The sequence below is a fragment of the Paraflavitalea pollutisoli genome (assembly GCF_029360705.1).
Lineage (GTDB): Bacteria > Bacteroidota > Bacteroidia > Chitinophagales > Chitinophagaceae > Paraflavitalea > Paraflavitalea pollutisoli.
In genome coordinates this window covers 143,345-157,522 of the sequence record NZ_JARKMX010000014.1, presented here as the reverse complement: position 1 = coordinate 157,522, position 14,178 = coordinate 143,345, and the positions used below count along the sequence as shown (strand labels likewise).

16 protein-coding genes are annotated in these 14,178 nt (G+C 51.2%); 8 read left to right on the top strand and 8 right to left on the bottom strand.

Translation table 11 applies throughout. The features are described from left to right. Positions 1–14: 14 nt before the first annotated feature. Complete coding sequence (locus P2W70_RS31235) at positions 15–1,160, bottom strand: metallophosphoesterase (RefSeq protein WP_276485535.1); 1,146 nt, start codon at positions 1,158–1,160, stop codon at positions 15–17. 272 nt (positions 1,161–1,432) lie between these two features. On the opposite strand from P2W70_RS31235, the gene P2W70_RS31230 reads away from it, so the two are divergent. Next, a complete protein-coding gene (locus tag P2W70_RS31230; RefSeq protein WP_276485534.1) occupies positions 1,433–2,200 on the top strand; it encodes a sensor histidine kinase in 768 nt (255 codons plus the stop codon). Beyond that, positions 2,197–2,892: a LytR/AlgR family response regulator transcription factor gene (locus P2W70_RS31225; RefSeq protein ID WP_276485533.1), complete on the top strand. Its 696-nt coding sequence runs from the start codon at positions 2,197–2,199 to the stop codon at positions 2,890–2,892. The genes P2W70_RS31230 and P2W70_RS31225 overlap by 4 nt, the downstream gene beginning before the upstream one ends. Before the next feature lie 185 nt (positions 2,893–3,077). On the opposite strand, the gene katE is transcribed toward P2W70_RS31225, so the two are convergent. After that, a complete protein-coding gene (gene katE, locus P2W70_RS31220; RefSeq protein ID WP_276485532.1) occupies positions 3,078–5,267 on the bottom strand; it encodes a catalase HPII in 2,190 nt (729 codons plus the stop codon). A gap of 147 nt (positions 5,268–5,414) precedes the next feature. Between katE and P2W70_RS31215 the strand changes: the two genes are divergently transcribed. From P2W70_RS31215 to P2W70_RS31205, 3 genes are all read left to right on the top strand, one after another. Beyond that, entirely contained in the window at positions 5,415–6,308 is an 894-nt protein-coding gene (locus tag P2W70_RS31215; protein ID WP_276485531.1) for an SDR family oxidoreductase, read from the top strand. Between the two features lie 104 nt (positions 6,309–6,412). Next, a complete protein-coding gene (locus P2W70_RS31210) occupies positions 6,413–6,802 on the top strand; it encodes a putative quinol monooxygenase (protein WP_276485530.1) in 390 nt (129 codons plus the stop codon). A gap of 32 nt (positions 6,803–6,834) precedes the next feature. Next, a complete protein-coding gene (locus tag P2W70_RS31205; protein ID WP_276485529.1) occupies positions 6,835–7,236 on the top strand; it encodes a (R)-mandelonitrile lyase in 402 nt (133 codons plus the stop codon). Positions 7,237–7,273: 37 nt separating this feature from the next. Here the strand turns inward: P2W70_RS31205 and bla are convergent, their stop codons facing one another. From bla to P2W70_RS31185, 4 genes are read right to left on the bottom strand one after another with little or no spacing between them, the layout of a single operon-like run. Continuing rightward, a complete protein-coding gene (gene bla, locus P2W70_RS31200; protein WP_276485528.1) occupies positions 7,274–8,146 on the bottom strand; it encodes a subclass B3 metallo-beta-lactamase in 873 nt (290 codons plus the stop codon). Between the two features lie 14 nt (positions 8,147–8,160). Further along, complete coding sequence (locus tag P2W70_RS31195; protein ID WP_276485527.1) at positions 8,161–8,706, bottom strand: alpha/beta fold hydrolase; 546 nt, start codon at positions 8,704–8,706, stop codon at positions 8,161–8,163. Between the two features lie 35 nt (positions 8,707–8,741). After that, entirely contained in the window at positions 8,742–9,641 is a 900-nt protein-coding gene (locus tag P2W70_RS31190; RefSeq protein WP_276485526.1) for a DMT family transporter, read from the bottom strand. Between the two features lie 17 nt (positions 9,642–9,658). After that, on the bottom strand, positions 9,659–10,180 hold the full coding sequence (locus P2W70_RS31185; protein ID WP_276485525.1) for a GNAT family N-acetyltransferase: 522 nt from the start codon (positions 10,178–10,180) through the stop codon (positions 9,659–9,661). A 95-nt stretch (positions 10,181–10,275) separates the two neighbouring features. On the opposite strand from P2W70_RS31185, the gene P2W70_RS31180 reads away from it, so the two are divergent. Continuing rightward, positions 10,276–11,136 carry a LysR substrate-binding domain-containing protein gene (locus P2W70_RS31180; protein ID WP_276485524.1) on the top strand — a complete coding sequence of 287 codons (861 nt, stop codon included), beginning with the start codon at positions 10,276–10,278 and terminating at the stop codon, positions 11,134–11,136. Between the two features lie 123 nt (positions 11,137–11,259). Then, positions 11,260–11,790: a hypothetical protein gene (locus P2W70_RS31175; RefSeq protein ID WP_276485523.1), complete on the top strand. Its 531-nt coding sequence runs from the start codon at positions 11,260–11,262 to the stop codon at positions 11,788–11,790. Positions 11,791–11,794: 4 nt separating this feature from the next. Here P2W70_RS31175 and P2W70_RS31170 read toward each other — a convergent pair whose 3' ends face one another. Next, complete coding sequence (locus P2W70_RS31170) at positions 11,795–12,238, bottom strand: YqgE/AlgH family protein (RefSeq protein WP_276485522.1); 444 nt, start codon at positions 12,236–12,238, stop codon at positions 11,795–11,797. A 17-nt stretch (positions 12,239–12,255) separates the two neighbouring features. Beyond that, positions 12,256–13,245, bottom strand: coding sequence for a GlxA family transcriptional regulator (locus P2W70_RS31165; RefSeq protein ID WP_276485521.1), 990 nt, complete (start codon positions 13,243–13,245; stop codon positions 12,256–12,258). 125 nt (positions 13,246–13,370) lie between these two features. On the opposite strand from P2W70_RS31165, the gene P2W70_RS31160 reads away from it, so the two are divergent. After that, a complete protein-coding gene (locus P2W70_RS31160) occupies positions 13,371–14,162 on the top strand; it encodes an SDR family NAD(P)-dependent oxidoreductase (RefSeq protein WP_276485520.1) in 792 nt (263 codons plus the stop codon). Positions 14,163–14,178: the final 16 nt, after the last annotated feature.

The window sequence follows — 14,178 nt, the reverse complement described above, 5'->3', positions numbered from 1 at the left end:
GCTGGTTGGGTGCCTTATATTTCCACCTTGCTGCCAGAATCTGAACATCTGTAAAATTTATTTCCCTCGATCAGCAACCCTTCCGAGGTCTTTGCCGGAAAGTTTTTGTTGTAGTCTTTGGGATGCTTTACATCTATACCAATTACCTTTCCGTTGTATAACCTGCGGATGCTGGATTGAAGCGTATGGCCAACAACGATATGGGTTGCCTTGAAGTGATTCAGTATCCGATCTATGTCTCTTTGATTTGGGTTGTCCTTGAAATAGCCCCTGTACCATGAAACTCCGGTTTTCGTAGAGGTGACTAATTGTGCATTGCTTTTGCCGGCTTGGGGATAGAAGGGAATATAGTAATGTTGGGCTGTAATTTTATTAATATCTTCCAGGCTTAGACCTCGCTGGGCGATATCCGGATGAATGCCGCCATGCGTAAATAGGATACCATTGATCATTTCGACTGCATTTTTGGAGGCCATCCATTTTCCCAGCACAGCGTTGGTGTCATACAGTGCTTGTTGTTGCTTTCCCAGGATCGCTGAAACATGGAAGTATTTAGGCGAAGTCGATTCATAATTCCCCTGCATGTTCTTTAATTCATGGTTTCCCAGGATATAATGTACCTGCCCACCCTGCTTTGCGGCTTCTTGTTCCAGCTTGTAGATCAGCCAAAGGACCTGCGTCGCCGAGAAGTCGCGATCAATGAAATCTCCTGCCAGTACGAGGTGGCCGGTGCCGAAGGTCCAGCGCAGCTCTTGGTCTATCACACCATTGTTGAGCAGGAGATCCCGAAAGGCCCTGAAGCTACTTTCTATATCGGAAAGGGCAAAGATCTTACTGGCGGCAGTATAGGTGTGTGCCGGCTTTTTCGTGCCTGGTAATATTGGGAACCCAAAACGTGTGGAGTCAAGCGGGAAATAGCAGTAAGCTGCAACGGCACTATCTGCGGAAAATAGCTGCTTGTCTGTATAAAACCCCTGGTGGTGATTTCCCCGGATATACTCCACGCTTAAAGTATTGCCTTGCTGGAATACATAGGGGCCGTCATGGTCCCAGTCCATCATCCGGGCATCTTCGCCATAACTAAAACTGGCGCCGTGATACAGTCCGAAAAGCACAGCGGATAAACCCAGGACGAAAATGGTAATAGCGAGGTGTTTCAAATACCTTAGGCATCTTTTCTTAATACTCATTGCTAAAATGTTTCGGCAAACCTAAAAAGGCGTGCAGGGGCCTTGAAATAAATGTGACAAGTTCAACGATGTGCGCCATGAATAGCCGATTGGCCCTGGAACTTTGAATTCATCCCTGGAGAAGCGTGGTTTATCCCCGCGAGGGCTTCGTTCATCAAGGGATTTGATAGGCCGGTTGTTGCATCGTATTTTGCGGAATGGCACGGAGATTAAATGCAAGGCGTTGGGTAGTGGTTGGGTTGGTGCTGGCTGGTGTCATCCCCCTGATTATAGCGAGTATCCAGGTGATTGTCACAGACCAGCCATCCGTTTCTTTTCTGGGAATCGATCACCCTGTCATCTCAAAGCTGGTCATTGGTTACTATACACTTTTATTGGGATTGGGTATTGCCTGGTTGGTGCGGCAACTGTTGTCGATCGCGCGGTTGCGCCATGAAAAGGCAATCGCGGAACTAATGCTGTTGAAGAGCCAGGTAAACCCTCATTTTTTCTTTAATATGCTCAATAACCTGTACGGCTGGGTAGCGAAAGATCCCGTAAAAGCGCGGGAATTGATTTTGCGTTTGTCTGACCTGATGCGCTATACTATTTATGATGGGGAAAAAACTGTTGTTACATTAAAAGAAGAAAGAGACCATTTGCTGAACTATATTGAGCTGCACAAAACAAGGTATCAAAAGCATATCGCCATTACCTTTCACGATGCAATTGACGAGGGTAAGACGGTGATGCCACTGTTGTTTATTATGCTGCTGGAAAATGCATTCAAGCATGGAGTAGATAGTTTACGCGAAAACGCTTTTGTCGACATTCGCCTGACCTGTAAAGAGGATGCGATCAGTTTTGTTATTACAAATAATTTTGCGCCGGGGGGACAGTCCAATAAAACCGGTATCGGGTTACAAAACCTGCAACGCAGGCTGGAATTGACCTACCCGGACAAGCATCAACTCGCTACAACAGTTGTGAATAATGTATACAAGGCCGAACTAATATTAAATGATGTATGATCAGGTATTTAATAGTTGACGACGAATTTATGGCCCATGATATTATCAAAGGGTATTGCGATCTGCTGCCTGATATGCGGTTGGTGAAGCATTGCTATGATGCCTTGTCCGCATTTGAACATCTGCAGTCGAACGAAGTGGATCTTGTTTTTTTAGATCTGCACATGCCGGTGTTGAAGGGGTTCGAATTATTGAAGTTGCTGGAGCGTATGCCGCGTGTCATCGTGACTACGGCTTACCAGGAACATGCACTGGAAGGGTATGAGTATGCTGTGGCTGACTATCTCCTGAAGCCCTTTAGTTTTGAGCGGATGTTGAAGGCGGTCAACAAGGCATTTAGCGGAACTGTTTCTCCTTTTTCAGTACCATCAACATCCAATGCCGGTCATCGTCACATTTTTCTGCAGAGTAATAAGAAATTCATTCAGGTAAAAGTGGATGCCGTTTTAGTGCTGGAAGCCACCGGTAATTATACAAAGGTGGTATTGTTGGATGAAATGATCCTGGTTCGTGAAAAGATATCCGCGCTCCTGGAGTCGCTGCCGGCAGGCGAGTTTTTGCAAGTGCACAAGTCATTCGTCGTTGCCCGTAACCATATTCGCAGCATCGAGGGAAACTGCCTTGAAATCGGCGATCGTACCATTCCAATTGGAGGCGCCTACAGGACAAATGTTCTGAAACTGCTTGGTTAGGCATTCTGGGCAGATGGTATCTTTTGCCTGGCGGTGTAAAGGAGAATATCATCTTCAAAACCCAATTGCAGCAAGCGAGAAAACTGGCTACCCCCAACCGAAAGGTGGCCGCTAAAGAGGCAAAATAGAAGATCAACGCGGGCGGATCATTTGATCCGCCCGCGTTGTAATATCATTATCCCTGCTTACGCAGGTACTTCTTTGGATTGCTCGCGCTCCCAGAAACGGTGCTGACCGATGGCGGTGATGAATTGTTCAGCCAGTTTTTTTGGATTGGCCTGTATCACTACCCCGGCATCCAGCTTGAAGTCTTCACCAGGCATGCCTTTTTGCACCTTCTTACCAAAATAGGTTTGATCCAAAACATTGGTGGCCGACGCATCGAAAGCGATGGCTTTGCAATGCCGGTACGCTTCATTCAGGAAATGGACGGCATCGGGCTCATCGGCGATGGTGGCCACACTGTTGGTACCGCCGGGCACATATACTGCATCATACAACACGGAGGCGACCGTCAGCAGACTTCTATCAACCGGAATGGCGGTTTTGTCTGCGGCCACGATCGATCCCAAACGCGGGGCAATCACTTCCGGTACCGCTCCCTTGGATAGGAGCGCATTCTTTACAGTGGTCAATGCGGCAGCGTCTACGCCATCTGCCGCGAGGATCGCCACTTTACGTGTTTGTATATTTCCTTTGATGGTATTGGCCATGCTGAGGGCACCGGATTGTTGTACCCGGCTTTCAACATGGATGGGCTGGTACTTCTTCGGATTGCCATCGGCTGGTATGCTGTGGTTGATGGGCTGCTCGGGCTTTTTGGGTACCGGTAATCCCAGGTTGTAAGCTACCTGCACGGCGAGGTCCTTATCCACCTGTGTTAAGATGCCGAGCATACGCTGGCGGATGGCTACTGTTTCTACTTTGCCGAGTTCGAAGCTGAAGGCTTTGACGATATGCGCTTTTTCGGCGTCGGACTGGCTGTTGTAAAACAACGTGGCCTGACTGAAATGATCAAAGAAACTGGGACTACGTTCCCTAACCTTTCTGGCGTCGATCCTTTCGGTATGGGAGGCAAAACCTCCTTCGGCCCATTTGGCCTGGAAGGGGCAACCGCCGCCCAGGCTATTGGGGTTGTAACTGGTACGACCCTGGTTGATGGTTTGGCGCATATGCCCATCCCGCTGGTTGTTGTGCACGGGTACTACCGGACGGTTAATAGGTATCTCCTGGAAATTGGGTCCACCGAGGCGAATCAACTGCGTATCGGTATAGGAGAAGAGGCGGCCCTGCAGTAGCGGATCGTTGGTAAAATCGATACCGGGTACTACATGTCCCACGTGAAAAGCTACCTGTTCTGTTTCTGCAAAGAAATTATCGGGGTTGCGGTTCAGCGTCATCTTACCGATGCGCTGTACCGGCACCAGTTCTTCGGGAATGATCTTGGTGGGATCGAGCAGGTCGAAATCGTATTTGAACTCATCTTTTTCCGGTACGATCTGTACGCCCAGTTCCCATTCGGGAAAGGCACCGCTTTCGATGGCTTCCCAGAGATCGCGCCGGTGAAAGTCGGGATCTTTGCCCGATATTTTCTGGGCTTCATCCCACGCTACGGAATGTACGCCGAGCAGGGGCTTCCAGTGGAACTTGACAAAGCAGGCTTTGCCCTGTTCGTTGATGAAGCGGAACGTGTGTACGCCAAAGCCTTCCATCATGCGCAGGCTGCGGGGGATGGCGCGGTCGCTCATGGCCCACATGATCATATGCGTCGACTCGGGCATGAGGGAGATAAAATCCCAGAAAGTATCGTGTGCCGAAGCGGCCTGTGGTATTTCGTTGTGGGGTTCGGGCTTTACGGCATGGATGAGGTCCGGAAATTTCACCGCATCCTGAATGAAGAATACGGGCATATTGTTACCCACGAGGTCGAAGTTCCCTTCCTGGGTATAGAATTTCACAGCAAAGCCACGTACGTCGCGGGCCAGGTCGCTGGAGCCACGGGAGCCAGCCACGGTAGAAAAGCGCACAAAGACGGGTGTTTCTGTTTTGGTGTCGTTGAGGAATGCTGCTTTGGTATACTTACCCATGGGCTCGTATAGTTTGAACACGCCGTGGGCGGCATTTCCCCGGGCATGGACGATCCTTTCCGGAATGCGTTCATGGTCAAAATGCGTAATTTTTTCCCGTAAGATGAAGTCTTCGAGCAGGGTAGGCCCACGATCGCCGGCCTTGAGGGAGTTTTGGTCGTCGTTGATGCGGACGCCGGTGTTGGTGGTCATGAATTCGTTAGCAGCGTTTTCGGTGTTGGGAGCGAGTTCATCGATCTTGGTATTGGTGGTATCGGCATTGGCCCCTGACTTCTTTTTGGATGGCATATGGTAGGTTTTGGCTTTCAAATTGGTTTGTGGGGTTGGCCGTCACAATTTGCATGCCTGTGGAGATGGGGCATTAACGCGCATGGTTACGGTTCGTGGACCTTGCTGGGGTATGGTTTTGGTGTTGGCGCTGCTAAATAAAAAACAATGGCAAAGCAAGCTACTCAACATACAGAGAATCCCGTCAGTAAGTTTCCGCAGCCCCCTTATCCCAAGCAGCAGCAAAGCGTGCCTGGTACCGATAAGGACCTGCAGCCGAAGGCAGACCATGGGGAAAAGAGTTACAAAGGGTCGGGCAAGTTGACGGGCAAGAAAGCGGTCATCACCGGTGGTGATTCCGGCATAGGCCGTGCTGTGGCCATTGCCTTTGCACGCGAGGGTGCCGATGTATTGATCTCTTACCTGAATGAAGACGACGATGCGAAAGAGACAGCGAAATGGGTGGAAGACGCGGGACGTAAAGCAGTGTTGTTACCTGGTGATATCAGCGAAGAAAAACATTGCATCCATATCATCGACCAGGCGGTGGCGGCTTTTGGAAAAATAGACATACTGGTGAACAATGCGGCCTACCAGATGTCGCACGAATCTTTGCAGGATATTACGGCAGAAGAGCTGGAATATACTTTTAAGGTCAACATTCTCTCGATGTTCCATTTGTGCAAGGCAGCCGAGCAACACCTGAAGCCAGGGAGTACGGTGATCAATACGTCTTCGGTCAATGCGTACAAGCCCAATCCAACGTTGCTGCATTATGCTACGACCAAGGGGGCGATCCAAAACTTCACGTCCGGTTTGGCACAGCTCTGGGCCGAAAAGGGCATACGTGTCAATTGCGTGGCGCCCGGGCCGGTGTGGACACCGCTGATCCCTTCTACCTTTCCGCCGGAAGCAGTGGCTGAGTTTGGCTTACAGACGCCCCTGAAGCGTGCGGGGCAACCGGCCGAGCTGGCACCGGCTTATGTGTTGTTGGCCTCGAATGATTCCAGTTATATGCTGGGCTCCACCATCCAGGTAACGGGTGGTACGCCGACGATATAAGGCGGATAGTGGTGCGTGTGCTACCAGGAGTTAAAGCAGTTAATGTCTTACCTTAGTGAAAGGCCGGAGTGGACCTGTCCGTTCCGGCCTTTAATTTTACCAAAATGCTGAAAATTGCGCTATCGTTCATCGCTCTGGGTCTGGTGGTCGTATCCTGCACGACCGGTACCACGTCTTCTCCAAAACCCGAAAAAGTAAGATTGGCCAGGGTTGTCGTGGATTCCGCGCAACTTGACAGCTACAAGGCATTTTTGAAGGAGGAGATTGAAATGTCTGTTCAAAAGGAATCGGGCGTATTAACGCTGTACGCGGTGTTTGAAAAAGAGCGACCCACTCATCTCACCATACTTGAAATGTATGCAACGGAAGCGGCTTACAAGGCACATTTACAAACACCGCATTTTATTAAATATAAAGAAGGCACCAAAGATATGGTGAAGTCGCTGGAATTGGTGGAAACTGATCCACTGATACCAACGCTGAAAATTAAATAAAGGGACCATAGGAGCTAATTAAAAGATATTCCATGGAGATTACGAGAATAGGCACTAAGCCATCTATCAAAGGCCCTGCGGACTGGTTTACCGGGGCGGTCCGCATCGACCCGCTGTTTGACCCCAACGAAGCCCGGCGGGCTGCTGCAGCTACGGTAACTTTTGAACCAGGTGCGCGCACGGCCTGGCATACCCATCCATTGGGGCAAACGATTATTGTCGTTTCGGGCATTGGCTGGGTACAGCGGGAAGGTGGAGCAGTAGAAGTAGTACATCCGGGCGATGTGGTATGGTTTGCCCCGGAAGAGCGGCATTGGCACGGGGCCACCTCGACCCATGGCATGTCCCATATTGCCATTCAGGAAAACCTCAACGGCAAGGTGGTGGACTGGATGGAGCAGGTGAGCGATGCACAGTACCAGGGGGCTACATAGATTTTGGGCAATTTATTCGCGGGCATAAGCGGAGCGCTTATTGCTCGCTTATTTTTTTCAGGTATTGTTGCTCCAGCCCCTTGAGCGCTGTGTCGTAACCTTTCCTGTCGATGAAGGCGGCTGGATTGTACTTGTTGCCGGGTTGGTGCTTGCGGTGCAGGTCAAACTGGCTGGCGTGTGAGGAGAGCCAGAGGTCAAATGTCAGGGACTTCATGGCCTTCAGCGTGTACGCATAATCTTGTGAAATGTTCGGGTAGGCTGCTATGTTGTTGAACGGTTTATTGGTCACAATGGACGGCATATTGGCGATCAATACCCGGTAGGAACGTTTGTCGTCCTTCACGTCAAAGAGGAAGCTGCAGGAGCCCTTGGTATGGCCGGGATGATGGAGCATGAGGAGGTGCATGCCGCCCAGGGTGATGGTGTCTTTGTCGTGCAAGACCCGGTCGATCTTCACGGGGGCAAAGGAACTAACGGTATCTCCAAAAGCATAATCAGACCGGCCTCCGTCGGCGGCTACGGCCGCGTCGGCCTCGTCGATCATCATATGGGCGCCGGTGGCTTGTTGAATGGCGGACATGGCACCGAGGTGATCGTAATGCGCCTGGGTGGTTAACAATATTTTGGTATCGGCCAGTTTAAAGCCCAGGGATTCGATACTGGTCTTAATGGTTTTATCGGAAGCTGCCAGTCCGGTGTTGATAAGAATATTTCCGACAGGTGTCACGATGAGGTAGCTGGCCAGGTCGTAGGTGCCTACATAATACAGGTTGCCGGCGATGCGGAAGGCCGGGTAGGACTTGCTCCAATTGGGATCGGTGTTTGTGGGTTCTTTTACTGATTGGGCGGTGGTGCACAGGGTGGCGAACAAGGTGATGATGAGCAGGCTGGACTTGGCGATTCGATTCATGATAGGATGATGCGTTATAATTGTTGAATGTCTCTGGCGACAATATTCATGCCGTTGTTGAATTGATGGCCACCTGTTTCGATTAAGCGGAAGGTTGCCTGTGGTAGGTGCTCCCGGTAGCGGTCGAATTGGGCTGGTGGCACTACGTCGTCGTCCAGGCATTGGTATATGCCTATAGGGACCTCTTTCGGAAGTTGGGTACCAAAGTCCGGTCGCAGTATGAGTCCCTGCTTCCAATCTTCCTCACCCGACCAGAAAGGGGGCGCCAGCAGGAAGAGGCCGGCGATCCTCTTTTGCGGGGTTGTCTCCGACAGGTATTTAAGGATCAGCGAGGCACCTAAGGAGTGGCCCGCCAGGATCAATCCATCGGGGTGTTGATCGATGAGCTGGCCGATCTGGCGTGGCCAACCGAAGTCCGATCGTTGGTCATCGCTTTTCAGTTCGGGGTAGACAATCTCGTAGTCGGTGCCCAGTGCAGCTTGTAGCGCGCGGACCATGGGCTGATCGGCATGAAAGCCGTCATCGCCACCTCCCTGGATGAATAGTACTTGTTGTTGCATAGCAATGATGGCGTCAAATGGTGTGCCGGGGAATACTACTCAATAGCAGGGGCCGGCGACAGCGGTTTTATGCCTGGCCTTCTGGACCTGATCTCGGAGATGATCGTTCCGGCAACAATAAGCGTACCGCCGACGGCCAGGCGCCAGGACAGGGTTTCATCGAGCAGGAAATACGCCGCCACGGCGGCGAAGACCGGTTCAAAGAGGTAAATGATCGCCACCTTCTCGGCGGCGATATAACGTTGGGAGATATTGGAAACGGTGTACATGAATGCCGTAGACAGCAGTGCGCAATAGGCAATACCAGGCCAGAAGGTGGGCTTGTCCGGTAGCCAGCTGGCCCTGGTGTCACTCAGCGCAAAACCCAGCATGATGACCGTGCAGGTCAGGAACATGGGTACTATAGTAGGTATGATATCGTTGCCGGTGGCGGAGTAACGTTCTACCTGGATGAGGTACCCCGCAAAGCCGATGGCGCCAATGATGGTAAACAGGTCGCCCAGGCCGATGGTCAGACTGCCTTTGATGGAAATCACGAATAAACCCGCCAGGGCAACCAGTCCGGCCAGCCAGATCTTCGCGGCCACAGTTTTTCTATATACAAGCCATTTGAGAATGGGTACCACCACCACCGTCATGCCGGCAATAAAAGCGCATTGGGAGGCGGAGGTATGCTGTAGGCCCCAGGTCTGGAAATAGATGGCCGCAGTCAGGGGGATGCTTAGCAGTACACCACCAATGAAGGATTTCTTCGTGGTCTTTTTAAGCTGGCGGAAAAAGACGATGGCCAGTACCAGGGTGGCGAGGCCAAACCGGTACAACAAGAAGATGGGTTGTGATACGCCGGTTACCGCCATCTTGGTAACGGGAAAGGAGATGCCCCAGCAGGCCGTGCCGATGATCAGCAGTGTCAGGAATAGATGTTTCTTGTTCATGGGATGCGTGGGGGTGTTTATGCCAGTTGCTTTTTCATCAGGAGGTCGGTCTGTTCGTCATTCCCCAGTCGGAAAATGTGTCTGTCGAATGGAACAAAGCCATTCTTTTCGTAGAACCTTAGGGCCTTGGTATTGTGTTCCCATACGCCCAGCCATACGTAATCTGACTGGCGCTCCTGGCCCATCCGGATGGCCCAGTCGTACAACTGCTGGCCTACTTGCTTACCATGGTAAGCTTTCAAGACATAGATCCGTTCGATCTCGATGGCCCGGTTGTCCTGTAGTTCCGTCTGCGATTGTCCGGTGTTGACTTTCAGGTAGCCGATCACCTCACTGTTCAGTTCTGCGAAGAAGAAGGTGGATTCGTTGTTGAGGACCTCTGTCTGCAAGCGATCGAAGGAGAGCCCCTCTTGCAGGTACTGGGTCATGTTCTCTTCCGTATTGTGGTGGGCAAACGTTTCGAGGAAGGTTTGCTGACTGATATTTTGTAAAGCCGCAATATCTGCTGTGGTAACGGGTCTGATGCTGATCTGTTCCATCGGTGTTTGATTTCGGCTACAAAACTAGCGGGTTGCTTGATGCTGAAAAATGCTAATTTTAACTGGAATGATGCTAAAATGGCATTAATGATCGTATGACTACACAGCAGATCGGGTATTTTTTGCAACTGGCAGAAGAGCTGCATTACTGGCGTACTTCGTATAAAATAAACGCGACGCAGTCGGTACTCAGCCGGCAGATCAAGGCTTTGGAAGAAGAGTTGCAGGTGCAGTTGTTCAAGCGGTCCAACCGTAAGGTAGAGTTGACACCGGCGGGCAAGTTTCTGCAGCAGCAATGGCAGCCACTGTTCGATAAGTTCCAGGAAGCGGCCCTATATGCCCGCAAGATCCACCAGGGCGAAGGCGGGCGGATCGTCATCAACCACCCGGGCTCTATCAGCTATGATATACTTCCGGATATACTGAGCCGGATTGCTGTGAGCTTTCCGGAGGTGAAAGTGGAATTGCTACAGATCAAACATACGCAGGAGATCGAGATGCTGAAGGCGTACGAGATGGATCTCTGCTATAGCCGGCATTTGCATGAAGGGGAAGACCTGGGTTCGGTACTCATCCGGCAGGACAAGTTGGCCCTGGTGGTGCCCGCCGCGCACCCGATCGTGCGGAAATCACAGATCACGGCGAAAGCCTTGCAGCACGAGCGCTTCATTATGTCGACCTTGACCGATGGCGAAAGCTATGAGCTGATCATCAACGAAGTGTTTACCCATTACAAGATTATACCCGATGTACGGTTCGAGTCGGACTTTGGCTCGGTGATCCTGAGTGCCGTGGAAAAAGGGCTCGGCGTGTCGGTGATTCCCTTTTCTTACTCTTACGCCAAGCATCCCGGCGTGCGCTTCATCGAATTGCCTTTCGAAATCCCTTTGTACCTGCACTGGCGCAAGGAAGAAGAGAATGCGGTGGTGCTGAATATTTTGAAGTTGATCCGTTAGCGGTGGGTAATGGTGCAGGGGCCATTTTTACAATAATTTACAAGGTTTACCGGTTTATTTACAATCATAATCCGCCCAGCTGAAAGGATAAGAGTAGGTTTGCTGTATCAAACTTAATAGGCTATGAAAAAATATATGTATGCGCTGACGGTAACGCTGGTGGTGTTGAGCGGACTGGTATTTGCCAGTCGGGAAGTGAAAAAAGAGCCTGCTAAAACAGTAGCACCCAAACCGCTTACGGATGCTGAAAAGCGGGCAGCCAGGAAAGCCTGGGAGGCTACCCCCGCCGGTAGGCAGTTCAAAAAATGGGAAGCGTCGCCCGCGGGTCAAAAAGTGTATGCCGGTGCGGCTAAAATAAGGAAGTCAATTAATGACTATACGGATATGGAGGCGGTTGTAACCTCGCTTTCACTTCCCCCAGGCTCCTTGCTGGGTTTCGGGGTGATGGTCAACATTGATGGCGTCGAGTATATTCTTAGGTTTGACGATGATCCGCAGCAGCTGCGCAGGCTGCAGGTGAACGACAAAATAATGATAAAGAGCCATGGCGTATCGTGCGCACCCAAGTATGCCTATCCCATCATTTCGGGCGAACACGTAGAACGGGACGGGACCATCATGTATCAGCATCTTCCTCGCAAAGGCGGTTGCTAGGGATTTAGGATAATAGTTGACCTGAGTCGCTCAGGGTCCAACTCCCTTCCGCTATTTCCGCTTCCAGTCCTTCCCGGTCCCAGCCACAGTAGCCGATGAAGAGCCTGATATCTTTCTCCGTGAGGGTTTTGTTGTTGAGGAGGCGTACGGCGGTTGAGAAGTCGCCACCGATGTACAGCCCTTCGCCGGCGGGTTCGCCTCCGGGGATCAGGTCGGGCCGCCGGTGTACAAAGAACAGGTGTTCCTGGTCGACCGGACCGCCTTCGTACAGGGGGAATGCAATACTGTGCTTAAACTCTTCCAACTCATTAAAGCGGCGCGCAAACGGCCGGTTGATGATAAAGCCCATCGCGCCCTGCTCATTGCATTCGGTGAGCAGGATCACTGCCTGGGCAAAATAGTCTTCGTCGAGCAGGTACGTACTGGTAAGAAATTGTCCGGCCTTCATATTGGTAGGATTGTTCGCTAAATTACCGCTTCGCGGTTGTATTTGTTACGGTATTCCAGGGGCGACATGCCCGTGATCTTCCGGAATACTTCCCGAAATGCTTTGATGTCTGAATATCCCACCTCGTACATTACTTCGTTGATGTTCTTACGGCTGGTCTCGAAGGCCTTTTTAGCCGCTTCTATTTTCACCCGCTGCGCATATTCAACCGGTGTATTGCCCGTGGCCTTGATAAAGCGGCGGTCAAAATTGCGCCTTCCTACGGCAAAACGCGATGATAACTCTTCAATCGAGATCTTCTCCTGCAGGTTGTCTTCGATGTATACCTGTGCCTGGCGGATCACGTCATCACTATGTTCTTTTTGCCCTTTGAAGATGATAAAAGGCGATTGTGTTTGACGGTCCAGCTCGATCTGGAACATCTTGGAACAATAGATGGCCGTTTGCCGGTCGTAGAACCGCTCGATCAGGTACAGCGCCAGGTTGAGGAAGGAATAGCCGCCACCGTTGGTATAAATGCGGTGTTCATGCGTAATCAGTTGGGCTGGTTGCAGGTCGACTTTGGGAAACTGGTTTTTGAAGCTGTCGGAGAAACACCAGTGGGTGGAGCACTTCTTGCCATCGAGCAATCCGGCTGAAGCCAGCATGTAAGCACCCGAACACATACTGGCCATCTCTGCGCCTCCCTGGTATTGCGCTTCTATCCATTGTACCAGTTGTTTGTTCTTGTTCAATGCCTGCTCGTAGTTGCGTGCCAGAGAAGGGATCACGATCAGGTCGGTATGACTGATGTCATCGACATGACAATGGGTATTGACGGTGAGTAGCCCATGGTGAAAATCGGTTTTCTTCGTGACGCCTGCCAGTACAATCTGGAAACGTTCTTCAAAATGCTGTTCGTACCAATAGGCATTGGCACGCTCAAATATCTCATAGGTACCTACGATGCAGGCAATGCTGCTGAGGTTGGTTTGCCCATCCGGTACGACGATGGTAAGGTGTTTCATGGCTTGCTGTTTTTGGTAAAGTTAGGGATTGTTGCTGTCCAAATCAACCCATGGGAATGTCTAAACAGCACAGCCGTTTCCGAAAGGGGGGATAGTAGCTTTGGTGCTACAACTAATTTATAGCCATGAAAAGATTACACAACAAAGTAGCCATCGTATACAGTGATGGTGCCGTGGGAAGCGCCATGGCGCGTGCTTTTGCACGGGAGGGTGCCCATGTTTTTATAGCCGGTCGCACGGCCTCCAAATTGCAGCAGATCGCCGACGAAATCCGGTTGGATGGGGGCCAAATTGAAACAGCTATTGTCGATGCCTTGGATGAACAGGCTGTAGAAACCCACCTCAACAAAGTGATCGGGCGTACACACAGCGTCGATATATCTTTCAACGCCATTGGTATACCACAAACGGGCATTCAGGGGATCGCATTGACCGAACTGCCGGTATCAAGCTACATGCATCCCATCAGCACCTATGCACAAGCGCATTTTATTACCGGGCGAGCAGCCGCGCGGCGAATGGTGAAGCAGGGTAGGGGCGTCATCCTGATGCATATTCCCAACGCGAGCCGCGTGAGTCCTCCCTTTGTGGGCGGCATGGTGCCTGCCTGGGCAACCCTGGAAGCCTTGTGCCGTTCTATTTCTGCCGAATGTGGTGCCTACGGTGTACGATCAGTTTGCCTGCTGACGACCGGCATTCCGGAAACGCCCCTCATCGATGAGGTGTTCGCCATTCACGGCAAAGCACATGGCACCAATTACGAACAGTTTACCGAAGTGATGTCGTCGATGACCCATCGCAAGCGGCTGACGACGCTCGATGAACTGGGTAATGCCGCCCTCTTTGCCGCATCGGATGAAGGTGCTGCTATCTCCGGCACGGTATTGAACCTCACGGCCGGTATGTTGGTCAGTTAGAAACGTTTTGATTTAT